We start from the raw sequence: 24,294 nt of genomic DNA, 5'->3' as shown, positions 1-24,294 counted from the left end.
GCTAGGGACTTTCACCCATTAGATTGCGTCCATGCCGGGCGCACAACAACAAGGCACACTACAAAATCAAAAATAGTGTGCCTTTTTACTATAATTTTAATTTGTTTGCTTAAGTGAACTCTTTAAATCATCCTCTGGTGTACTTATTGGCTTAATGTCAAACGTATCCACTAGATGTTGTAATACATTTGGAGATATAAAGGCTGGCAGCGTCGGTCCTAAATATATTCCTTTTATTCCAAGTGATAATAGTGCTAATAAATCTGCAACTGCCTTTTGTTCATACCAAGAAAGTATAATAGTGAGTGGTAACGAATTTACATCAGTTTCAAATGCATCAGCTAGCGCTGTAGCTATTCTAACTGCTGAATAGGCATCATTACATTGACCTATGTCTAATAATCTTGGTAATCCTGCAACCGTTCCAAAGTCTAATTTGTTAAATCTGTACTTACCACAAGCTAAAGTAAGAATTATACAATCTTCAGGAACCATTTGAGCAAACTCAGTATAATAGTTTCTTCCAGGTCTTGCTCCATCACAACCACCTATTAAGAAGAAATGTCTTATCTTTCCTTCCTTAACTGCATTAACTATAGTTTCGGCGTGTGATAATGTGGCATGATGTCCAAAGCCTACTAGAATTTCTTTTTCTTCTTCATCTTTTTCAAAACCACCAAGTTCTAGTGCTTTATTTATTATTTCAGTAAAATCTTTAGTTCCATCTTCTGAGACTCCAATATATTTTACTCCGTCCCAACCCACAACACTAGTACTAAATATTCTATCTTTATATGTTTCCCTTGGTCTCATCAAACAGTTAGTAGTCATTAAGATACATCCCGGTATTCCGTCAAATTCTTTCTGTTGATTTTGCCAAGCAGAACCATAGTTTCCAACTAAATGGTTATATTTTTTTAGTGCTGGATACCCATGTGCTGGTAGCATTTCTCCATGAGTATAAATATTAATTCCCTTACCTTCTGTTTGCTCAAGAAGCATTTCTAAATCTCTCAAGTCATGTCCAGATACTATAATAAATGGACCTTTCTTAATATTAACATTTACTTTATGTGGTGAAGGATTTTTGTATCTTGTGGTATTAGCCTCATCTAGGGTTTGCATTACTTCTACACTCATATCACCAGTTCTCATAGTCATACGTATCATATCTTCAAGAACTAAGCTATCATTTGTAGTAGCTTCTAGTCCTAAAAAATAAAATTGGTCTACCTGGTCACTATTATATCCTATAAACCTTGCTTGATGTCCATAAGCACTTACACCTTTTAATCCATATAATATCGTTGACCTTAAAGATCTAATATCAGCGTCAATTTCTTGGTTATACATAATTCCAGCTTTAACTGAGTCTTTTAACATATCTTCTTTTGTATTACTTAAATTATAAGTGGCTGCCTCTGGGTATTGTCCTTCTGGTGCTTGATCTCTTAATGATTCTTTTATTTTTTGGGATTCTCTTAATAACTTTACATGAACCTCAGCATCGAAGTTTACATTTGTTAATGTAGTAAATAGACCATTCTCCACAAATTTTACTATTTCTTTATCAATAACCTTTCCTTGTTCAATTAGAGGTTTTACATAGCAAGAAATTCCTTTTAACTGATAGACTAGTAAATCTTGTAAATTTGCGATTTCTGATGTTTTTCCGCAAACACCACTTTTGGTACATCCTTTTCCTCCAGCTGTTTGTTCGCACTGGTAGCAAAACATTAAATTTTCCATTTAGCACTCTCCTCATAACCAATGATATTTATCTTAAAATTTCTTTTTCACCTTTAATTTTATATAATATTTTTTATTTTCTCAAATAATTCATCTGCTGTATCAGCCTGTATCATTTCATCATTTACTAACGCATATGGTCCCACTGCACAGTCTCCACAATATCCTAAACAACCTTCTGCTGACACATCAACATTGCTAAAATTTTCTTTTAGTTTTTTCATAGTTTCCTCTGTCCCAAAAGTAAAGTTATTTTCACAAAATTTTATTTCTGTCACCTTTTATACCTCCTAATTATTTATCTCTTTAGTTTATCTAATAACTCATCAACAGATATATTAGATAAATCAACTTCATCTAATTTTATTTCTTTTTCTATAGCTGATTTGAGTATTGGTGATTTTCTTGTATCTCCTATTACAATTGCACCCACTATGTTATTATTGTTTATAAATATTTTTTTATACTCTTTTAAATTAATATCTTCATCTGTTATTATCTCTGTAGACTTTGTTTCATCTATGCATCCCATAGAAAATAATGAAATGCCAAAAGCATTTAAAGTGGTCACCGGAGTTATATTTTCATATACTATTTCTCTACCTGTAATGTTGTACCCTGCAACTCTCCCCTGAGCTATGGCAATATTCCATAGGCCAGCAACTTGATTATTAAACTCAGCAATATCTCCTGCTGCATAAATGTTTTTTATACTTGTTTCCATTTTGTCATTTACTAGTATTCCTCTCGCTGTTTGAACGCTAGTATTTCCTATTAAATCTATGTTAGTCTTAATTCCCGTCGAGTAAATAACCATATCACACTTTAATTCAATTTTTTCGTCTATTATAATTCCTTCTACCTTATCGTCTCCTAATATTTCATTTACAGTTGTACTAGTTAATACTTGTATTCCATGGCTTTGTATTATATTCTTTAACATATCCGATGCCTTATCATCCAATTGATAAGGCATAAGCCTTGATAATAATTCAACAACTATAACTTTTTTACTATGTTGATGTAGTATCCAAGCTGTTTCTAATCCCTGTATTCCTCCACCAACAATTATTATTTCCTTACTTTCATTAAGTCTATTTTTAATATCCAAGGCATCATTAAGATTTCTTAATGTATAAACACCTTTCTTACCTATACCATCAATTGGTGGTATTTTATTACTTGCTCCATTTGCCAGTAGTAACTTATCATACTTAATTTTACTGCCATCATATAATAATACTTCATGACAATCGATGTTTATATTTACTACTTTTGTGTTAACTAATATTTTTATTTTATTTTGTTCATACCACTCTTTCCTTTGAAGAAGTATATTATTTCCCTCAAGTTGATTAAATATGCCTTTAGATAATCTTATACGATTATAGGGATAAAATTCTTCTTCTCCAATTAAACACACCTCTGAATCAAAATCTATTTCTCTAATTGCTTTGATTGCTGTAATTCCTGCTATCCCATCACCTATAATCACTATTCTTTTGGTCATTTTTATCACCATACTTTCCAATAATACTAATCTCTTATTATATTATTACTCCTTTTCTACGCATTATTCTTATAATTGATTATTAGACTAGTATTAAGACAATACTTTTAAAACTCCCAATGTAAAATATTCGCTGTAAGCGACATATGTAATAGTATCCTGGAAGTTTACATCAAGACCTTTATAACTTCTCAATGTAGTAGTGTAAGAAACTACAGGAACAATTTCTTGTTATTGTTGCGATGCTTTAATCAAACAACAGATGGGTGATACCTACTATAAAAAAACAATTCGCCTTAAAAATAAAGCGAATTGTTTTTTATTTCTATTGTCCCATTATTACTCCTAGCCAGTAAAGTATAACTTAGCAATAAATATTATGGCTAATATATAAATTACAATTGAAACCTTTTTCTTTTTACTAGGGTCCTTAGTAAATAGATTGTTTATAAAGTTTAACACTGCATAGGAAAGTATTCCCATTGTTAAACCGTCTCCAATACTGTAAGTAAGTGGCATCATTGCGATTGTTAAGAAAGCAGGCACCCCTTCTGTGAAGTCATTGAAGTCTATTTTAGTTACACCTTCCATCATGAAAAACCCTACTACTATTAAAGCCGGTGCAGTTGCACACATTGGTATTGAAATAAATAGTGGTGAAAAGAACATTGCTATTAAGAATAATATTCCTGTTACAACAGAAGCAAGTCCAGTTCTAGCACCTTCTGCAACTCCCGCTGAACTTTCTACATAAGTAGTTACAGTTGACGTACCAAGAACAGCTCCTATAGTAGTACCAACAGCATCTACAAGTAGTGCCTTTCCAGCATTTCTTACTCTACCTTCTTTATCAACCATTCCAACCTTTGAAGCAACTCCTACTAAGGTTCCTACAGTATCAAAGAAGTCAACAAATAAAAATGTTAACATTATTGTTACAAATTGCATAATCTTAGCTGGATCTTTTAAGTATGAGAAATCTAATTGAAAGGCAATTGGTGACATTGATTCATATTTTATTAGTCCTTTTGGTGTAGATATTCCATAAGTAGCTGCCGATTCTGGTGATATCATTGCAAATATCCAAGCTACTACTGCACTTGCAAGTATTCCCCATAATATAGCTCCTCTAACCTTTTTCTTTGATAATACTACTATTATAATTACCCCTAGTACCGTTATTAGTACTGCTGGAGATCTAAAGGTTCCCATAGCCACTTTTGTTGCTTCATTAGAAACTACAATTCCTGCATCTACAAAACCAATAAATGCAATGAAAAGTCCTATACCTGCGGTAACTGCCAATTTTAAGGTTGTTGGTATAGCAGTAACTACAGCTTCTCGCACATTAGATAATGATAATACAATGAAAATAATACCTTCTATAAATACAGCTGCTAATGCTACTTGCCACGGAACTTTCATTCCAATTACTACACTAAAAGCAAAGAATGCATTAAGTCCCATTCCCGATGCTAACGCAAACGGAAGATTTGCATATAAACCCATAGCTATTGTAGTTAGTCCTGCTGTTAAACAAGTCACTGTTACTACAGCCCCAACATTCATTCCAGTTTCTCCTAAAATGTTTGCATTAACTGCAATAATATATGCCATGGTTAAAAATGTGGTTATTCCGCCAATAACCTCCTTTCTTACGTCACTTCCAAGCTCTTGTAACTTAAAACGCTCCATTTTTGTTCCCCCTTCACATATTTTTTATAATTAAGCCCTATGAATTATTCACAGAGCAAAATTTAAAACATTGTTTTAGTTATCATGTTTTGAGTTATTACAATCACATCGATGTTTCTTAACCTTCCCTACTGCATTTAATATATTCTCATAACCTGTACAACGGCAAAGATTACCAGAAAGTTTTTTTCTAATCTCATCAGAAGTGTATTCCTTATTGTCATCGAGAACAGGAACAGATGCCATAATAGCTCCACAAGTACAGAAACCGCACTGAACAGCTCCTTCTTCAATAAATGCCTCTTGGATGTCTGATATATTCCCCTCATCATCCATAAGCCCCTCAGTTGTAAGAATTTCTTTACCCTCTGCCCAAATTGCAAGATAAATACAAGAATCAAAAGCTTCACCATTAATAAGAACAGTACAAGCTCCACACTCTCCAACCTCACAACCTTTTTTAACACTTGTAAGGTGAAGATGATTTCTTAAAACATCTGTAAGTGACTCTCTGTCATCTATCATAATTTGTTTAGCCTCACCATTTACCCTGCAGCTTAAAATCTTATTAGCCATTAATTACACCTCCACATCTTTTTATTGCTTCCGTCAAAGCTCGTTTACTTAACTCATAAACAAGTTGAAGGCGAAAGTCCTTAGATGCACGCCAGGAAGAACGAGGACTCACTTCTGTTATTGCCGTTTCACCAAATATATTAAGCATTTCCTCAGAAATTTCAAGTCCCTTTATAGCTTTTTCAGCTTTTGGGCATCTCATAGGTATGGGACCTGCAACACCAAAGGCAAGACGCACATCTTCTATTCTATCTTTCTGTGCATTGAGTTTACAAACTACACTACATCCAAGGGTTGCAATATCCATTGCATTTCGCATAGCATATTTAATATAATCACCTTTAAAGTTTTCATAATTGTCTTTTGTAATATATATAGCTGTAAGTATTTCGCCATTTTTTAGACTAACCTTTCCTGGTCCTATATAGTACTCAGAGATAGGGATAAATCTCTCTCCATCCGGTCCTTCAATTTGAAGTTTAGCATTTAATGCAAATAACGTGGATGCACTATCAGCACTAGTAACTCCATTTGAAATGTTCCCCCCAATTGTGCCAATGTTCCTTAATTGTGGACCTCCTATTTCATCTACAGCTTCCCCTAACACTGGAATATATTTTTGGATAATTTCATTATTTGTTATATGTGCAAAACTTGTTAGAGCACCTATTTTTATACTACCATCTTCTTGAAGCGTAATTCCTCTTAGTTCATCCAATCCATTAATACTTACAAGACTACACCCAGCAAGCTTTCCATGACGAATACTAATAAGCACATCACTTCCACCTGCAATAATTATGGCTTTAGAATCCTCTACAAGATGTTTTATGGCATGTTTAACCGAAGTTGCTTCATATAATTTTTCAATATCAAACATTGTTATTTCACCTCCACCTTTATATCAGTTTTTTCTCTTTGAATTTTTCTACAAGTCTTTGTGGTGTTAACGGAGCAACATTAAACTGTACCCCTGTAGCACAAAGCACAGCATTTCTAATTGCAGGTGCAACGGGAATAGTAGGTGGTTCTCCAAGTGCTTTATTACCAAAAGGACCTGATACATCGTAAGTTTCTACAAACTGAGCTTCTAAATGTGGCGTATCCATAGTAGTTGGAAGTTTATAATCTAATAAATTATCATTTAGCATTCTACCGGTCTTTTCATCAAATAAAAGTTGCTCAGTTAAACCATAACCTAAACTCATGCTCATGCCCCCTTGTACCTGTCCTACAGCCATCATAGGATTAAGCACTTTGCCACAATCATGAACGTTAATAACCTTATTAACTTTAATTTTACCTAGCGGAATATCCACTTCCACATCTGCAAAACATACTCCAAAGGAGAATGTATTTGATTTGCATTGATTTGTTACCTCTGCTGTTATATGAACTGACCTTTCTGTATTATAAAGTGCATGCATGGCAACCTCTTTAACTGAAGCTAAAATTTCACCAGTTTCCTTAATAATAATATTATTCTCCTTAAGTTCAAGATTACCTAAAGGAAGTTTTAGCATGAAATGCGCATGCTCCACTATTTTTTCTTTCATCTCCATAGCAGCCTTTTTCGCTGCCATACCTGATACATATGATTGCCTGGACGCATATGCTCCAGTGTCAAATGGTGTAACATCAGTATCTTGGGTGGATATAATGTTTACGTTTTCAACTGGAATATCTATAATCTCTGCTACCATTTGTGTAAATACAGTATCTGCCCCTTGTCCTATCTCTGTGGCACCCATTTGAACTTGAACAGATCCATCTTGGTTAAGTATAATCCTACAACCTGCTGTTTCTAGTGAAATTGGATAAACACCTGTAGCATAACTAAATATGGCCATACCAACACCGCGTCTTATTGGTCCTGTTTGATTTTGATACTCCTTGCGTTTATTATCCCAATCAATATATTTCTTACCTTTTTCAATGCACTCATCAAGACCATTACTATTACATTTAATCTGATTATCCACAAATCCTATCTTCATATGATTGAGTTTTCTTACTTCGATAGGATCAATCTTTAGTGTTCTTGCCATATCATCAATATGGGATTCAAGAGCAAAAGTAATTTGTGGTATACCATAGCCCCGCATAGCACCTGATGGTGGCATATTTGTAAATACAGAATACATATCACCTTTAGTTGCAACTTCATCTTGATAAATTTGTTTAAATGCATGTCCTGATTTACTTGTTACACTATGTCCATGAGATGCATAAGCGCCCTTGTTGCCATACATCTCTATGGACCTTGCTACAAATCGTCCATTTGGTCTCACATAACTTTTAATTTTAATTTTCATAGCAGTACGAAGACGAGTATTAACGAAATCCTCTTCTCTGGAAATATCAAGTTTAACACATCTTCCTCCGACAACTTGGCTTAAATATGCATTAAGTGGTTCATAAAGCACCTCTTGTTTATTCCCAAATCCTCCACCTATATATGGTTTAATAACTCTTATTTTACCCCAATCAATACCAAGAGCTTGCCCAACTACACGGCGTACAATGTGAGGTATTTGCGTTGATGACACTACAACTATTCTTTTACCTTCTGCATAAGCATAAGAAATCGGATTTTCAATATGGCAATGTTTAACTGCTGGAGTTTCATAGTCTCCTTCAAAAACCATAAGACCTTCTTCCTTTATAGCCTCAGCATAATTGCCAATTTCATAACTAGTATGTGCAAGAATATTATCAGGATACTCCTCATGAATTGCTTTTTCTTTTGATGCTAAAGCAGCCTCAATAGTCATTAAAATTTCATATTTCTCATATTCAACTTTTATAAGATTAATTGCTCTTGTTGCAATTACATTGTCTTTCGCAATTACAGCTGCTATATCATCACCATAATATCTAACTCTTTTATTAAGTAACTTCCTGTCCGCAATGTCCTGATGATCCGGGTCCAATGAATATGGATGCCCTGCTGTAGGAAATGTAATGTCAGGAACATCAAAACAAGTTACAATTTTTATTACTCCTTCAAGTTTCATAGCCTCTGTAATATCAATACTTTTAACAATACCATTGGCAATAGTACTGTGCATAACCTTAGCAACAAGCGTGTTACTTAATGCAAAATCATCAGTAAACTGTGCACGTCCTGTTACCTTATCAAAAGCATCAACTCTTTTAATACTTTTCCCAATACTCATTTTCTGCCCCCTTGTATAATCTTCTAATAATAATTAACAATCATTTTAAAATAATTATAAATTGGTATGCTGAAATTTTATAACATCAAATAGCCCCTGATCGGTAATTTTCAGTTCCGGTATAACCGGTAATGCCATAAAGGCTAAGGTCATAAACGCATTTACACTTTTACTTATTCCTAATTCCTCCATAGCGATTTTGTTAAGACTTTCATGGCCTTTAGATACAGTTTCTAAATCTTCACTAGACATAATACCCCCAATATCTAAAGGTAAATATCCCTTAACTTCACCATCTTTAACAATGACTAGACCTCCGCCAATATCTATTATCTTTTGAACAGCTATTTCAATGTTAGCTGGATTATCCCCTATAACAATTAAGTTGTGTGAATCATGTGCTATTGTAGAGGCAATTGCACCATTCTTTAGACCATACCCCTCAATTAAACCTTTACCAATATTCCCAGTACCTTTATGTCTCTCAAATACATAAATAGGCAAAATATCCTCCGATTTATTATAAATATAATATCCATTGTTATCTACATTTACCTGTCTCGTTACATTTTCTGTGAAAAGGCTATGATCCATAATTTTAATTACCTTTGCACAGCTAGATGATAACTTTATTTTTAAATCCTCTTGTGTAAAGTTTTTTATATTAACACTGTTAGTTACCATTTCCAATAGTTTTTTATCTTCCTTTATAGAGGTATACCAATCATCCTTTATTTGTTTGCCTTTTTTAAAGGTTTTTAAAACATTAAAATCAGTTAAATTATTAACTATTATAAAATCTGCTATATAGCCAGGAGCAATAGCACCAAGCTTTTTAAGTCCATAGCATTCTGCTGAATTTAGTGTTGCCATTCTAATTGCAGTTATGGGGCTCACACCCCCTCTTATAGCAAGTCTAATATTATTGTCTATGTGTCCTTCTTGCAGAATATCCTTAGGATGCCTATCATCTGTGCAGAAGGTAAATCTACGCTCATTAAAGGGATTAACAGAACTAACTAAATCTAGTAAATTCTTTGCCGCTGAGCCTTCTCTTATCGCAACATATATTCCATTTCTAAGTCTATCTAATACTTCTTTATGATTACTACATTCATGATCTGTTTTAACACCTGCTAAAGAGTAGGCATTAAGTTCCTTTTCTTTAATAATAGGTCCATGACCATCCACTACCTTATGATAATTGTCGGTGAGTTCAAGTTTTTTCATTATGCCTTCATCTGTAAAAACAACCCCTTGATAATTCATAAGTTCTCCAAGGCCTAGAACTCTTTCGTGCTTCATAAGTTCTTCTAAATCATCTGCTTCTAATATGGCACCTGATGTTTCAAAGGCTGTAGCCGGAACACAAGATGGTAGCATAATATATACATCTAGTGGTAAATTCTCACTAGAATCAATCATATATTTAATTCCAACAAGACCTTTGACATTTGCTATTTCATGGCAATCAGATATAACTGTAGTGGTTCCCCTTGGCAATACTGCCCTTGCAAACTGGTATGGTGAACCCATAGATGACTCTATATGCACATGTGAATCAATTAAACCTGGAACTATATATTTTCCTTCACCATCAATTACTTCTGCAGCTTCGTAATCGCCAATACCAATAAATACGCCGTCACTAATAGCTAATTTACCATATATGATTTCCTGTGAGAAAACATTAATAACATTACAATTTTCAATGACTAAATCTGCTTTTTTTCTGCCTGTAGCCACCTCAATTAAGTTTTTAGTTTTGCTTACTTTCATATCATACCTTCTCCTCTATATACCTGTCATTTCTTAACATTACCATTATAAAAAATAAAAGTCAATGGAATTTTCAAAATATTTTTTTAATTCAAAATACTTTTGCAAAATTAATAATTTTACTTATATTCTATTACCTTACATGGAAATTTTATACTTATTTTCGCTAAAAATTTTTGCAAACTAAAACCATTTTTGTAAATTGTGTTGATTTTAAAAATAAATATTGATATACTAAATCTATAAATCATTTATGGAATTCTTTAACTTTAATTTCAGTTTATAAATGGGGAGGTTTGTATGAACAATGACTCTAACTTAGATTTTTTAAAAAGATTGGCAAAAGGTATTTCAACTCAATTTGGGCGAAATTGCGAAGTAGTCATTCATGATCTATCTTCTGGCAATATAGATTATCCAATTATATTTATTGAAAATGGCGATGTTACACATAGAACAACAAGCACTAGCGCCTCACGCGTGGTTTTAAATGCTCTAAAACATGTTTCTGATTTATCTAATTCACTTGAAGATAAATTAGATTATCTTACTACTACCCATGATGGTAAAATTTTAAAATCAAGTACTATATATATACGAGATAATGACAATAAGCCCATAGGAATCTTTTCTATAAATTATGATATTACAGAATTAACTATAGCTAAAAACTGCTTAGATTCTTTAACTACCACAAGAGGAAATATTGAAGATGTAGATAAAATCCCTCAAAATGTAAATCAACTTCTAGATGATTTGTTAGAGGAATCCGTAAAAAGAATTGGTAAACCAGTAGCACTTATGAGCAAAGAACAAAAGATAGAAGCTGTTCAATTTCTTAATGATGCCGGAGCCTTCTTAATTACAAAGGCCGGGGATAAAACGGCAAATTTTCTGGGAATTTCAAAATACTCCATATACAATTATATAGATATTAAAAACAAACCTTAATGTCAACAATTTAAGAATTTCTCTACTTGTCATACAAATATAATATGGTTTTAATTAGCCCACTATGGTGGATTTTTAATAAGGCGGTGTAATATTATGAATGAGTTTATGAAAATTGCAGTAAATGAAGCATTAAAGGGAATGAATTGTAATGCTGGCGGTCCGTTTGGAGCCGTCATTGTGAGAAATGGTGAGATTATTTGTAGCGCTCATAACGAAGTTGTTGAAACTAATGACCCTACTGCCCATGCTGAGGTTTCTGCAATAAGAAAAGCTTCTAGCCTACTTGGTAGGTTTGATTTATCAGATTGCGAAATATACTCTTCCTGTGAACCTTGTCCTATGTGTTTTGCTGCAATTCATTGGGCAAAGATAAAAAAACTTTACTATGGTTCAACTAGAAATGATGCTGCAAATATTGATTTTGACGACCAATATATATATGACGTTATCAATGGCACTGCAACAGAGCTCCAAGTTGAAGTGCTACAAATTGACAGAGAAGATAGCCTTGAACCGTTTAAGCAATGGAAAGGTAAAATGGATAGAGTTCAATATTAGATATCCTCAAAAGCTATAATATACTCTAGGATAAAAATAATGTTATAAAAAACCTGTACGCATAATTTGTACAGGTTTTTTATATATGAAAGTAATTATATAGATCTTATTTTAATACCGCCTCATTAACACAAGTATCAGGTTTTTCACCATTTAAAACTTTAATAATATTCCTAGCTGCAATAAGCCCCATATTTGTTCTTGTTTCTAGTGTAGCTGATGCAATATGTGGAACCAAAACAACATTGTACATGTCTAAAAGTTCTGGTTCAATATCTGGTTCACGTTCATATACATCAAGTCCCGCTCCCCATATCTTTCCTTGTTTAAGAGCTTTGATTAATGCTTTTTCATCTACTACTGGCCCCCTAGATGTATTAACAATAACTGCAGTTTTTTTCATCATAGAAAATTCTTTCTCACCAATGTAATGAGTAGTAGAAGGCAAAAGTGGTACATGCAATGAAACAAAGTCCGATTCCCTTAATAGTGTTTCTTTGTCCACATAAATAGCACCTAATTCTTCTTCTAGCTTAAAGTTTTGTCTTAGTCCTGTGTAAAGTATTTTCATATCAAAAGCTCTAGCTTTTTTTGCAAAGTTAGAACCAATTCTACCAGCTCCTACAATGCCCAAAGTCTTACCTGTAATGTCACGTCCAAGAAACATCATAGGATCCCAAGCCTGAAAAGCACCGTTTCTAGTGAATTTATCTGCTGGTATTATCCTTCTAGCAACTGTCATAAGCAGTGTCCATGCAAGATCTGCAGTAGCATCATCTAATACTCCAGGAGTATTTGTAACTATTATATTATTTTCAGTAGCTGCGACTATATCAATATTATTATAACCTACCCCATAGTTAGCAAATATCTTGCATTTAGCTCCAGCTGCTTCAAACACTTCTTTATCAACTCTATCTGTTATAACACATAAAACTGCATCCTTTCCTTTCACATTTTGTATCAACTCTTCTCTTGTTAAGACTCTGTCTTGTGGATTAATCTCTACATTAAAATGCTCTTGTAAAAGTTTTATGGCTTCCTCAGGAATTCTTCTTGTTATGTAGACCTTTTTTTTATCCATATATTTCACACTCCGTTTCATCTACTCTCGCGAATATAATCTCATTTCTAAGTTTTCCTACCTCTTTTATAATGTTCATTTTTCTAAAACAATAAGTAATTTTTCTTGCTTTATATACGGTGATCTTCAATATTTTTGCTAATTCTTTATTTGTAAAGTTTTGTGGTAGCTCTTTAGGGATAAATATTAAAAAATCCTTATTTTCTTTAAATGTAACTTTTTCAACTACATCTACAAGCTTTCTATCTTTAATACTAATCCCTTTTCTTCTCCAGCTTCCTTTCCCATCTTTGCACCGTATCTCTTCTTCTTTGGTCATCAGGATTTCTAGTGTAAAGTTTTCTTCTGCTATCAAGTCAGGTATCCTAACTAACTCATCAAATAAATCTATAAGCTTACCTTTTTTAGGAGACTTTCTTCTGCTAATTATCTCCTCTGAGATTTCCGTTGTAACTATATACTTTTCAACAGCTATTGGATGAACTAGCATAACCTTATTATACTTAACTAGTTGTCTTAGCTTGTTGCCAATAGCACTAAAGTTTTTTGTTTGTATTTCTATTAAGGAATCTTCTCTCACTAAATCAATTATATATTTGTCCACTTTTACTTCTAGCCTATCTCCTGGGACCGCATACCATTGCTTAATGGACGAATGCAAAGATCTTTCATTATTTATATTTATACCCATTTCCTCTAAAATAAAACCCTTATCTTTTGTTTCTTTCATATTTTCTCCTTATGTTTTAATAAGTATTTGAAACTTTCCTTTGAAAACTTTTATACCTAGTTCCTTGGAACACAAGCTTTCCAGAATCTCCTTCTGCTAATAACCCGTATTCATCACCCCTTGTTTGTAGCTCCATTCTATCTCCGCTCTCTACCTCAAAGGTTACATAATAGGATGTACTACTAGTATGATGGTGCTGACCATTATTCATATTACTGCTGTTAGACACATTTACTCTCTTTGATACTATTTTAGCATCTACTGATAAAACTGGTTGCCTATTGTTATTAGACCATTCACCAATACCTTTAATTACGGTAAATATAATTATGCCAAATACCAGAAAAAACATAATGGGAAATAAATATTGTATAATATTAAACATAAACATGCCTTCCCCTCCCGCACTTTATTATCATGCATACAATAAGGTTTAAGATATATTTTAAATGGTAACTCTAAAATACACCTCATCATATATTATATAATAATCATACCAAAGATGTTATAATAAAGAAATTAAAAATTATAAAATAATATATTGTTATAAGGTGATGAGTTATATGAAAATTGCAATCCTTTCTGACACACATGTAAAAAAACATAGCGATAAACTTTTTAAACTAATAGATAACTTATCAAAGGAAGCTGACATGATAATTCATGCTGGCGATTATGTGTCCTCTACTGTGGTATCAAAATTAAAGGAACATAGAAACTTTGTTGGTGTATGGGGAAATAATGATAAAGGGTCCATCAGAGACTTGTTAAAAGAAAAGATGATTGTGCCTGTAGAAGGATATAAAATTGGTTTGTATCACGGTCACGGTGATTCAAAAAATACATTACAAAGAGCTTACGATGAATTTAGTGGCGACAAAGTAGATATAATTGTCTTCGGACACAGTCACCAACCACTTATTCTAACTAAAAACAAAGTACTCATGATAAATCCTGGTTCACCTTCTTATAAAAGAAAGGAGCCATGGTATTCGTATATTATTTTAGAAATATACGATAAGAAAATAAGCGTTCAATTAAAATTTTTTAATTAAGGTGTATAAAAACAAATATGAAAATAAAAAAGCCTACCACTACTGGTAAGCTTTTTTATGTTTTGTACTAATCTTCTTCTATTTCAGCAACTTCATATCCTATATCTTCAATAGCTAGTGTAATATCACTATCACTTACTTCATCATCAAAATCTGCTATTGCAAATTTTTCCTCTAAGTCAACTTTTACTTTAAGAGCGCCAATATCTAATAGTGCTTCCTTTACGTGACTTACACAATGTCCGCAACTCATACCATCAATATATATTTTTTTAATCATTTCAACTTCCCCTTTCAATTGTTAATCTATACTATTATATATTTAATTTTAAATTATATAATCAATAAGTCAACTTAATTTTATATTACTTGTTTAAATTACTTTTGTCTACATGTATTTAATACTACAATTACTTTGGAATCTTGTAATTACTGTCAAAATTGTAGAATTAAATTATTGATAACAAAAATATGTAGAAATCCCATAGCTACTATACTACTAAAGTATTATATCCTAAAGTCTAAAATAAATTCCCTTTTACTTCAACTTTAATTTTAATAATCTCTTCATTAATGCTAATGTAGAATCATCTAATTCTTTTAATACAAGTTGCAATTTTGTTACCTCATTTACTTGATACTGAATACTTGCTGCCATACTTTCTGTAGCATTATTATTTTCTTTTGAAGTACTTACTAAATTTTCAATTTGATTATTTATGGTAGATGCATTTGCAGACATTTCTTCAGTAACCGCCGATACCTCTTCTACATTCTGTGAAACGTTACTAATGGAGGTAACTATTTTTTCAAATTTATTAGCTGCTACCTCAACATACCTATACACATCTTTAACCCGATGTGCCACCCCTTCCATTGATCCACCTGCAGCTGCTATTCCTCTTTGAACTTCTTTTATAAGTTCAGATATTTCTTCAGTAGATCTGGATGATTCCTCTGCTAACTTTCTTACTTCATCTGCAACTACTGCAAATCCTCTTCCTTGTTCGCCTGCTCTGGCCGCCTCAATGGAAGCATTTAGTGCTAATAAGTTTGTTTGCTGAGATATGGCTGTAATAGCATCTACTATCCCATTTATCGCTACTGACTTTTCATCTAGGTCCTTAACTAACCGTGAAGTATTTCCAACCTCATCTACTATTTCTTTGGACTTAATTTCAAGTTCCCTCATAGTTTTATTTCCTTCATTTGCATTATCCTTAGCATCAATTGCTTGCTGCGTAACCATTTGTGAATTAGCTGCAATTTGAACTACTGATTCATTAATGTAATGAATACTACTAGCAGAGCTATTTAATTCTTCTGTCTGCCCATCTATTCTTGAAGCAATATTTCCTGTTATTATATTCATTTCTGTAAAACCTTCTACATTCCTTTGGAATGCATCTGTAAATTTCTCTTCAACCTCATAGATTTTATTAGAAGTCGTGCTAATATGAACTAAAAGTTCTTGGAAAGTATCTAGCATCTTATTGGTGCTTTCCGCTAACTCGCCAATTTCATCATTACTATCTATTTCGATCCGTTTTGTTAAGTCACCTTCCAAATTAGACATTTCCTTCATCTTTTCTGCTAATACATTTATTGATTTAGTCTGCCTTTTGGTAATTCTATCAACTATTATCTTTATAATTGAAAGAATAATAATTGAAAATATAATTACTCCTAGCAAAATCATTAATTGAGCTTGTAATATAGTATCTAATTTAATCTTTAAAATTACTAATGTATTCATTCCCTTTTGTGTTTTTATAGGTATATATGTATTCATTGAGGATTTTCTATCAATTACATCTTTCTCCGCATCCGAGGTAGTTGCTTTACCCGTTTTTAGGGTCTCTTCAATTAATTCCTTATTAGAAGCATCTTCAAAAACATCCCCAAACTTAGCTGGATTTCCTTCAGATTTATCTATAATGTATGTCCACTTATTATCTTCACTTAAAGTAACAATAGATATTTCTTGTATAAAGCTTTTCCCTTTATCACCTAAAAAGGTTATGCCATCATTTATTTCTTTATAAATTTCGTTTTCTTCTTTTTCACTTAAAAATTTATCATAATCTACCTTTTCAAGACGATTAGTAATTACCGTTGTTACTGCTGGACCTATTGCTACAACTACTTTGCTAATAACAGATTGGAGTAATAGATATGTAGCAATAACTATTATTAAAAGTATAGAACCTATTAATAACATTACGCTTTTGCTCAATTTACCACTTATTGATGTTTTCTTCTTCTTTTTCTTATGAATGTCTTGAATCATGTTAGTTGCCCCCTCTTATGAAATTAAACTTGTACACTAAATTATATACCATTTAATATAAAAATCTAATGAAAATATTGTTAACATTACTAACATAATCTAATGATTATTTTTTTATAGATAAATGTCAAAATAATAAAACAGCTAATTTTTAGCTGTTTTTCTCATTCCAGTAATGATAAATAACATTAGTCCTAGCAGAGTAAGAATATCCCCTATGCTTATAGCGAAATTCCTTAAGAAAGTTAGGGGAATGATATCTCCTAAGAACCAAACCCTAGTATTTTCACTTATTAATGTATAAAGACCTTCTTTGCTCATATTTAAACTAAGCCCAGCAGCAGTTGCCGCTTTAGCACTCACTGGCATTGCTCCTCCATTTAAAAAGATTGGAATAGCATTTAGCAAAAACCCTAATCCCATAAGTACTATATACTTATTTTTTCTATTAAAGTAAACAAACACTGCCAATAAAATATACATGAAAAAATCTAATATGTATGTAAAGATACCTATACTAAAAAGACCCTTTCTTATGCCTATAATAATAAAAAATTCTATGAAAAAGGATATAAAAACAAAATTCACTCCTTTTACATCTACATTTTCTAAATTCTTTATGTTTCCTTTTAATATGTATCCTATAATCACTGCAAATATTAATCCTTCAATAAACATTTTATTCCCCACTTACTTTTCTGTTTTTTTTAGCACTTTTAAATATGCTTCAACTACCTTTGGATGAAACTGACTTCCAGAATTATTCTTAACCTCTTCTATAATTTCATCGTTATGTAAGGCTTTTCTGTAAGGCCTGTCTGTAGACATAGCATCAATAGAGTCTGCAAGTTGGACAATAAAAACATCAAGGTTTAACTTCTCTGCTTTTTTACCATCTGGATAGCCTTTTCCATCATATCTCTCATGGTGGTTGCGTACAATAGGCAATATACTTTCTAAACTTTTAATATCCTTTAAAATATTGTATCCAATTTGAGGGTGAGTCTTTATCGTATCAAATTCTTCCTTTGTTAGATCACCAGGCTTGTTTAAGATGTTGTCATCTATTCCTATCTTCCCAACATCATGGAGTAGCGCAGCCATATTTAATTGTTCGATCTTCCAATCATTATACTTTAACTGTTTTGCTATATTTGTGGAGATTTCAGCCACTCTTTTGGAATGTCCTTCTGTATATTTGTCTCTTGCCTCCATGGCAAGCATAAGTGCATCTACTGTTTCAATGTATTGAGATTTTGATTTTATATATAATGAGAAAGTATACCTAGTTAATACTATAGGGCATAGTATTATTATTACACCCCCATAACCAAACTTATAAAATGCATAAGCTAATATAATTCCAAATGGAGCAATTACTAAAATGTTTAAAATTATAAGCCTTATATTACCAATCAATACATAAATAACGTTTTTATTAGTCATTAAGGCTGATAAGATTGAAATTACTACAGTATTTACAATAAAAAATATCAAACAAAATAAAATTATTTGAACCACATTGCTTGAAAGATTATCAATTGAAAAAGTACCTCCATTTAGCAAGTAGATATAGTTACCACATAAAACAGCCAAAATTAAAATACAATAATTAAAAAGGGTACCATACATTGGCGTATTTAAGATATGTTGATATCCATTCTTAACCTTCAATACCCTAGCCGAAAACCCCAAAATAATTATAAATAAAGTCATATATGGTCCAAACAACAAATAGCAAGCCAATTGGGTTGCAAAACTAGTACTAAAAGACATATCTCTAAAGATTACTGTACAGCTTTCAGTTAATGCTGTTAACATAATAAAAAAAACTATATTACCATAGTTATCAATATTAACTTGTAATGGAGTTTGAATAATAAAGAATGATAAGGCTATAAATGTTACACTATATATACTTATAAGAAAAAGATTTAGCTTTAGTGGTAGTTTTTTCATTTGTATCCCCCTATATATTTTAAAGGCCGATCAACCTTTATATTACCAAACCCAAGTAACTGTTGAACCACCAGCTATAGCAAGTGCTAATATAACTAATAATATTGTAGTTAATTTTTTCATTTTCAAACCCCCTTTCAATCTAAATTAATAAGCTTTCACCATAGCATATCATAATGTAGCTACATTAAGATGCATATTAAAAATAATAATTTTGTAACAAATTTAAAATAATAAGGTATCGGCCTTTAAATCAAGTTCATGAACCACTAAGTGGCTCTTAACAACTATAAAAGTTGTTAAAAAGGTCTTAAAAGATTGTTTTTTGTACTAATTATTCCATTTACTTTATTTATTATCTCTTGAAAATATCAAAATTTATAATACATCCGATCTTTTTAGGATACTAAATAAATCATATCATAACTAGCATTAGTATACAAGTTTTACATATTATTATTGTAATATTTTTATTCTTTTAATATCAACATTTTGTCATGGTAAAACAAACTTAATTTCTTTTACCATGAAATAATTTTTGATGTAACCTCATCTTTATTTAAACCTTTTCATAGTAGTTTTCTGTGTACTCGCAATAATAAAAACTTTCTTAATATTTAGTGGATTTTTTGCATAAATAATATTATACTGTATATGATGCATTATGCTTCATATTTGCAATGACCTGTGAATAACATGAATAATTTACATCATTAATCTGATAGTTTGGTATATTATTGTCATTTATGTATTATATATGTGTAAGTTCTACTTATTCTATATATTTTACTCATTACTTTAATGCTATAATCTTATATCATGAAAGTTAAATTTTTCACAATGTTTTTTTTACAATTCATATGTAACTTTTAATGTGGTATATTGCTTAATATTATAGATCCACAATAGAATTTTAAAATTTTATAGTTGTTCCTATCTATAATATAATATATTTATGTATCTTAAAGGAGGTATATTTTAGTGTGTTCTAATTGTTTAAACCAAGAAAGTTTTAGGATTTTAGAAGAGTTTATTAATGACCTTCCAAGTAAAGACGGTGCCCTTATTGAAGTACTTCATAAAGCGCAAGGTCTATTTGGATACTTACCTCAAGAAGTACAAGCCTTTGTAGCAGAAAAATTAAATGTTCCTGTTTCCAAAGTTTATGGTGTTGTAACTTTCTATTCCTACTTCACTATTAAACCAAGAGGGGAATATGTAGTAAATGTCTGTATGGGAACTGCTTGTTTTGTTAGAGGTTCTGGTGATGTACTTAACGAATTTGAGAAGAAGTTAAACATCAAAACTGGAGAAACTACTAGCGATGGTAAATTTACAGTAGGTTCATTAAGATGTGTAGGTGCCTGTGGTCTTGCACCTGTAGTAACCATTAACGATAAAGTTTATGGTCATGTTACAGTGGACCAAGTAGATAGAATACTAGCTGAGTATGAAAAGTAGAGGAGGGAAATACATTGAATAACATTAATTCTTTTGATGAACTTAAAAACATTCAAAATAGATATAATTCATTGCTAGAACTGAGAAAGATAAACGAAGACCTTGAATTATCTTCAGAAGGCAGTAGATGTACAAGGTATTTATCAATTTGTGGCGGTACAGGCTGTAAGTCAGCTCAAGGTGATGAAATATTAGCAAATCTTCAAAAAGAAATTACTGCCTGTGGACTAGCTGATGAAGTAACTGCTGCTATAACTGGTTGCTTTGGATTTTGTGAAAAAGGTCCAATCGTTAAGGTTTCTCCTGATAACGTTTTCTACGTTAATGTTAAGCCAAGCGATGCAGAAGAAATAGTTAGAGAACACTTATTAAAAGGAATAACGGTGGATAGACTTTTATTTCAGGAACCAACTATAAAAACAAAAATAAAGAAACAGGAAGATATGCCTTTTTATAAGAAGCAAGTGAGAATTGCACTTAGAAACTGTGGACTTATCAATCCTGAAGATATAAAAGAATACATTGCTGAAGATGGCTATATAGCCCTGGGCAAGGTAATCACAGAAATGACTCAAGATGATATTATAAAATTAATAATTGATTCAGGTTTAAGAGGCAGAGGTGGCGGTGGCTTCCCAACAGGTAAGAAGTGGGCTTTCGCTAAAATGTATGATGCTGATCAAAAATATATAATCTGTAATGCTGATGAAGGAGACCCAGGTGCTTTCATGGATCGTTCTATTCTTGAAGGTGACCCTCATAGTGTTCTTGAAGCCATGGCTATAGCAGGTTATAGCATTGGAGCTTCAATCGGTTGTATTTATATTAGAGCAGAATATCCTCTTGCAATTAGCAGATTAAGAATTGCTATAGAACAAGCTCGCGAGTGTGGACTTCTTGGGAAAAATATTTTAGGAACTGATTTTAGCTTTGATATAGAAATTAAATATGGTGCTGGTGCTTTCGTATGCGGAGAAGAAACTGCATTAATTCATTCTATTGAAGGTGAACGTGGAGAACCAACTAATAAACCACCATTCCCAGCACAAAGTGGATTATGGAATAAACCAACTTGTGTTAATAACGTTGAAACTCTTGCTAATATTCCAGCTATCATTAACAAAGGTGCTGCATGGTACAGTTCCATAGGTACAGCAACATCTAAGGGCACAAAAGTTTTTGCTCTTGCTGGTAAAATCAATAATGTTGGTCTTGTTGAAGTTCCAATGGGAACTACTCTAAGAGAAATTATATACGATATTGGTGGCGGAATTAAGAATGGCCGTGAATTTAAAGCTGTTCAAACAGGTGGACCATCAGGCGGATGTATTACAGCAGAATTCTTAGATACTCCAATTGATTATGAATCACTAAGTGCTATAGGATCTATGATGGGTTCTGGTGGTATGATTGTTATGGATGAAGATAACTGTATGATTGATATAGCTAAATTCTACTTGGAATTTACTGTTGAAGAGTCTTGTGGTAAATGTAGTCCTTGTAGAATAGGAAATAAACGTCTCCTTGAAATGCTTGAAAAGATTTCAAAAGGAAAAGGAACAAAAGAAGATCTTGATAAACTAAAATCACTTGCAAATACTATCAAAGATACTTCATTATGCGGTCTTGGACAAACTGCTCCAAATCCAATATTAAGCACTATGAAATACTTCCAAAGTGAATATGAAGCTCATGTATATGATAAGACTTGTCCTTCTGGAGTATGTAAGGACTTATTAAGATACAATATCACTGATAAATGTATAGGTTGTACAAAATGTGCAAGACAATGTCCTGTTAACTGTATTAGTGGAAAAGTTAAAACATTACATGTTATTGATCAAGCTGCATGTATTAAGTGTGGTGCATGTCAAACTGCATGTCCAGTTAATGCAATTATTAAAAAATAATATGACAATCAGTTGTAAAATATAAAATATGAGAAAGAGGTGCAAGCTGTGAGTTTAATTACCCTTACTATAAACGATAAAGAAATTCAAGTAGAACAAGGCACAACTATTCTACAAGCTGCTAGAATGTTAAATATAAATATCCCTACATTATGCCATTTAAATATGCATGATGGCAAAACTACAAACCATCCAGGTTCTTGCCGTGTATGTGTGGTTGAAGTTACAGGAAGGAGAAACTTAGCCCCTGCCTGCTGTACTCCTGCTACAGATGGAATGGATATAAAGACAACTTCTATTAGAGCTATTAAAGCACGTAGAACTGTTCTTGAATTAATTCTTTCTGATCACCCACAAGATTGCTTATTATGCGAAAAAAATACTATGTGTGAATTACAAAGATTAGCTGCAGAACTAGGTATTCGTGAAATTCACTATAAGGGTGCAATGTCAACTTACCCTATGGATAATTCAAGTAGTTCTATTGTTAGAAACTTAGATAAATGTATATTGTGCAGACGCTGCGAAACTGCATGTAATGAAGTTCAAACTGTTGGAGTTTTATCTGGTATAAACAGAGGCTTTGACACTGTTGTATCTCCTGCTTTTGGATTACCAATGGGAGACACTGCTTGTACTTTCTGTGGACAATGCGTTGCTGTATGCCCAACTGGTGCATTAACAGAAGTAAATAACTCATCAAAAGTTTGGAATGCTTTAGACCAAACAGAAAAGGTTGTTGTTGTTCAAACTGCTCCTGCAGTTAGAGCTGCTCTTGGTGAAGAATTTGGACTTCCACATGGCACTCCTGTTACTGGAAAAATGGTTTCTGCTTTAAGAGCTTTGGGGTTCCATAAAGTATTTGATACTGACTTTGCAGCTGACTTAACAATAATGGAAGAAGCCAGTGAATTTGCTCATAGATTACAACATGGTGGAAAGCTTCCAATGCTTACTAGTTGTTGTCCTGGTTGGGTTAAATTCTTTGAGCATCAGTTTAATGATTTATTAGACATTCCATCTACTTGTAAGTCACCACAACAAATGTGGGGTGCTGTTGCTAAAACATACCTTGCACAAAAAATGAATGTTACCGCTGAAAACATGATAGTTGTATCTGTAATGCCTTGTCTTGCAAAGAAGTATGAAGCTGCGCGGCCGGAAATGGCTACAGATGGAGTACCAGATGTTGACATAGTTATAAGTACAAGAGAACTTGCTAAAATGATAAAAGAAGCTGGAATTGATTTCAATTCATTACCAGAAGGAGAATTCGATAGCCCATTAGGCGAATCTACTGGTGCTGGGGTTATATTCGGTACATCTGGTGGAGTTATGGAAGCTGCACTTAGAACTGCTTATGAATGGCTTACAAATGAAACACTTGAAAATGTAGATTTTGAAGCAGTAAGAGGTATGGATGGCATAAAAGAAGCTTCTGTAAAAATTAACGATCTTGATGTTAAAGTTGCTATCGCTAGTGGACTTGGAAATGCTCGTAAATTATTAGAAGCGATTAGGTCTGGAGAAGCTAACTATCACTTAATTGAAATCATGGCTTGCCCTGGTGGATGTATTAATGGTGGCGGACAACCTTACTCAAATGATTATGAAGATATATTATCAAAGAGAATGTCTGTTTTATATAGTGAAGATAAAAACAAGATAATAAGAAAATCTCATGAGAATCCATCCATCATAAAAATATATGAAGAGTTCCTTGGAGAGCCGTATGGAGAAAAAGCTCACGAACTTCTTCACACACATTATGTAAAACGTAAATAGTATTAAAGAAAAGGTAGCAG

21 protein-coding genes are annotated in these 24,294 nt (G+C 32.5%); 6 read left to right on the top strand and 15 right to left on the bottom strand.

Annotated features, from left to right (window positions below):
- Nucleotides 1-96: 96 nt before the first annotated feature.
- From hcp to ade, 8 genes are all read right to left on the bottom strand, one after another.
- Entirely contained in the window at nucleotides 97-1,749 is a 1,653-nt protein-coding gene (hcp, locus tag LGK97_RS09060) for a hydroxylamine reductase (protein WP_226259441.1), read from the bottom strand.
- Between the two features lie 59 nt (nucleotides 1,750-1,808).
- Complete coding sequence (locus LGK97_RS09055; protein WP_226259440.1) at nucleotides 1,809-2,027, bottom strand: DUF1450 domain-containing protein; 219 nt, start codon at nucleotides 2,025-2,027, stop codon at nucleotides 1,809-1,811.
- A 20-nt stretch (nucleotides 2,028-2,047) separates the two neighbouring features.
- A complete protein-coding gene (locus LGK97_RS09050) occupies nucleotides 2,048-3,259 on the bottom strand; it encodes an NAD(P)/FAD-dependent oxidoreductase (RefSeq protein ID WP_226259439.1) in 1,212 nt (403 codons plus the stop codon).
- A gap of 345 nt (nucleotides 3,260-3,604) precedes the next feature.
- Complete coding sequence (locus tag LGK97_RS09045) at nucleotides 3,605-4,954, bottom strand: NCS2 family permease (RefSeq protein ID WP_226259438.1); 1,350 nt, start codon at nucleotides 4,952-4,954, stop codon at nucleotides 3,605-3,607.
- Between the two features lie 75 nt (nucleotides 4,955-5,029).
- Nucleotides 5,030-5,530, bottom strand: a complete 501-nt coding sequence (gene xdhC, locus LGK97_RS09040; RefSeq protein WP_226259437.1) for a xanthine dehydrogenase subunit XdhC — start codon at nucleotides 5,528-5,530, stop codon at nucleotides 5,030-5,032.
- Nucleotides 5,523-6,410 carry a xanthine dehydrogenase subunit XdhB gene (gene xdhB, locus LGK97_RS09035; protein ID WP_226259436.1) on the bottom strand — a complete coding sequence of 296 codons (888 nt, stop codon included), beginning with the start codon at nucleotides 6,408-6,410 and terminating at the stop codon, nucleotides 5,523-5,525. The genes xdhC and xdhB overlap by 8 nt, the downstream gene beginning before the upstream one ends.
- Before the next feature lie 19 nt (nucleotides 6,411-6,429).
- The gene (xdhA, locus tag LGK97_RS09030; protein ID WP_226259435.1) at nucleotides 6,430-8,709 is read right to left on the bottom strand and encodes a xanthine dehydrogenase subunit XdhA; all 2,280 of its coding nucleotides are present in this window, start codon (nucleotides 8,707-8,709) and stop codon (nucleotides 6,430-6,432) included.
- Between the two features lie 54 nt (nucleotides 8,710-8,763).
- A complete protein-coding gene (gene ade, locus LGK97_RS09025) occupies nucleotides 8,764-10,488 on the bottom strand; it encodes an adenine deaminase (RefSeq protein ID WP_226259434.1) in 1,725 nt (574 codons plus the stop codon).
- 300 nt (nucleotides 10,489-10,788) lie between these two features.
- Between ade and LGK97_RS09020 the strand changes: the two genes are divergently transcribed.
- Nucleotides 10,789-11,439, top strand: coding sequence for a transcriptional regulator (locus LGK97_RS09020; RefSeq protein WP_226259433.1), 651 nt, complete (start codon nucleotides 10,789-10,791; stop codon nucleotides 11,437-11,439).
- Between the two features lie 96 nt (nucleotides 11,440-11,535).
- Nucleotides 11,536-12,000, top strand: coding sequence for a nucleoside deaminase (locus LGK97_RS09015; protein WP_226259432.1), 465 nt, complete (start codon nucleotides 11,536-11,538; stop codon nucleotides 11,998-12,000).
- Between the two features lie 106 nt (nucleotides 12,001-12,106).
- Here the strand turns inward: LGK97_RS09015 and LGK97_RS09010 are convergent, their stop codons facing one another.
- Genes LGK97_RS09010 through LGK97_RS09000 form a run of 3 tightly spaced genes read right to left on the bottom strand, consistent with a single transcriptional unit; the run spans nucleotide 12,107 to nucleotide 14,199 of the window.
- Entirely contained in the window at nucleotides 12,107-13,084 is a 978-nt protein-coding gene (locus LGK97_RS09010; RefSeq protein WP_226259431.1) for a 2-hydroxyacid dehydrogenase, read from the bottom strand.
- Nucleotides 13,077-13,814, bottom strand: a complete 738-nt coding sequence (locus LGK97_RS09005; protein ID WP_226259430.1) for a hypothetical protein — start codon at nucleotides 13,812-13,814, stop codon at nucleotides 13,077-13,079. The genes LGK97_RS09010 and LGK97_RS09005 overlap by 8 nt, the downstream gene beginning before the upstream one ends.
- A gap of 16 nt (nucleotides 13,815-13,830) precedes the next feature.
- On the bottom strand, nucleotides 13,831-14,199 hold the full coding sequence (locus tag LGK97_RS09000; protein ID WP_226259480.1) for a DUF2500 domain-containing protein: 369 nt from the start codon (nucleotides 14,197-14,199) through the stop codon (nucleotides 13,831-13,833).
- Nucleotides 14,200-14,377: 178 nt separating this feature from the next.
- Here LGK97_RS09000 and LGK97_RS08995 point away from each other — a divergent pair, with 178 nt between their 5' ends.
- Nucleotides 14,378-14,869 carry a metallophosphoesterase family protein gene (locus LGK97_RS08995; RefSeq protein WP_226259429.1) on the top strand — a complete coding sequence of 164 codons (492 nt, stop codon included), beginning with the start codon at nucleotides 14,378-14,380 and terminating at the stop codon, nucleotides 14,867-14,869.
- A 67-nt stretch (nucleotides 14,870-14,936) separates the two neighbouring features.
- On the opposite strand, the gene LGK97_RS08990 is transcribed toward LGK97_RS08995, so the two are convergent.
- From LGK97_RS08990 to LGK97_RS08975, 4 genes are all read right to left on the bottom strand, one after another.
- Entirely contained in the window at nucleotides 14,937-15,149 is a 213-nt protein-coding gene (locus LGK97_RS08990) for a heavy-metal-associated domain-containing protein (RefSeq protein ID WP_226259428.1), read from the bottom strand.
- A 258-nt stretch (nucleotides 15,150-15,407) separates the two neighbouring features.
- A complete protein-coding gene (locus tag LGK97_RS08985) occupies nucleotides 15,408-17,159 on the bottom strand; it encodes a methyl-accepting chemotaxis protein (RefSeq protein WP_226259427.1) in 1,752 nt (583 codons plus the stop codon).
- Nucleotides 17,160-17,303: 144 nt separating this feature from the next.
- Nucleotides 17,304-17,837, bottom strand: coding sequence for a DUF5317 domain-containing protein (locus tag LGK97_RS08980; protein WP_226259426.1), 534 nt, complete (start codon nucleotides 17,835-17,837; stop codon nucleotides 17,304-17,306).
- A 12-nt stretch (nucleotides 17,838-17,849) separates the two neighbouring features.
- Nucleotides 17,850-19,118 carry an HD-GYP domain-containing protein gene (locus LGK97_RS08975; RefSeq protein ID WP_226259425.1) on the bottom strand — a complete coding sequence of 423 codons (1,269 nt, stop codon included), beginning with the start codon at nucleotides 19,116-19,118 and terminating at the stop codon, nucleotides 17,850-17,852.
- 981 nt (nucleotides 19,119-20,099) lie between these two features.
- Here LGK97_RS08975 and LGK97_RS08970 point away from each other — a divergent pair.
- From LGK97_RS08970 to LGK97_RS08960, 3 genes are all read left to right on the top strand, one after another.
- Nucleotides 20,100-20,579, top strand: coding sequence for an NAD(P)H-dependent oxidoreductase subunit E (locus tag LGK97_RS08970; RefSeq protein ID WP_226259424.1), 480 nt, complete (start codon nucleotides 20,100-20,102; stop codon nucleotides 20,577-20,579).
- Nucleotides 20,580-20,668: 89 nt separating this feature from the next.
- Nucleotides 20,669-22,489 (top strand): NADH-ubiquinone oxidoreductase-F iron-sulfur binding region domain-containing protein, encoded by a 1,821-nt coding sequence (locus LGK97_RS08965; protein ID WP_413228427.1) that lies wholly within the window; start codon nucleotides 20,669-20,671, stop codon nucleotides 22,487-22,489.
- Between the two features lie 48 nt (nucleotides 22,490-22,537).
- A complete protein-coding gene (locus tag LGK97_RS08960; RefSeq protein ID WP_226259422.1) occupies nucleotides 22,538-24,274 on the top strand; it encodes an NADH-dependent [FeFe] hydrogenase, group A6 in 1,737 nt (578 codons plus the stop codon).
- Nucleotides 24,275-24,294: the final 20 nt, after the last annotated feature.

This window comes from Clostridium sp. CS001, from assembly GCF_020443565.1.
Taxonomy (GTDB): Bacteria; Bacillota; Clostridia; order Clostridiales; family Clostridiaceae; genus Clostridium_AD.
This window is presented reverse-complemented; position numbering and strand designations above follow the sequence as displayed.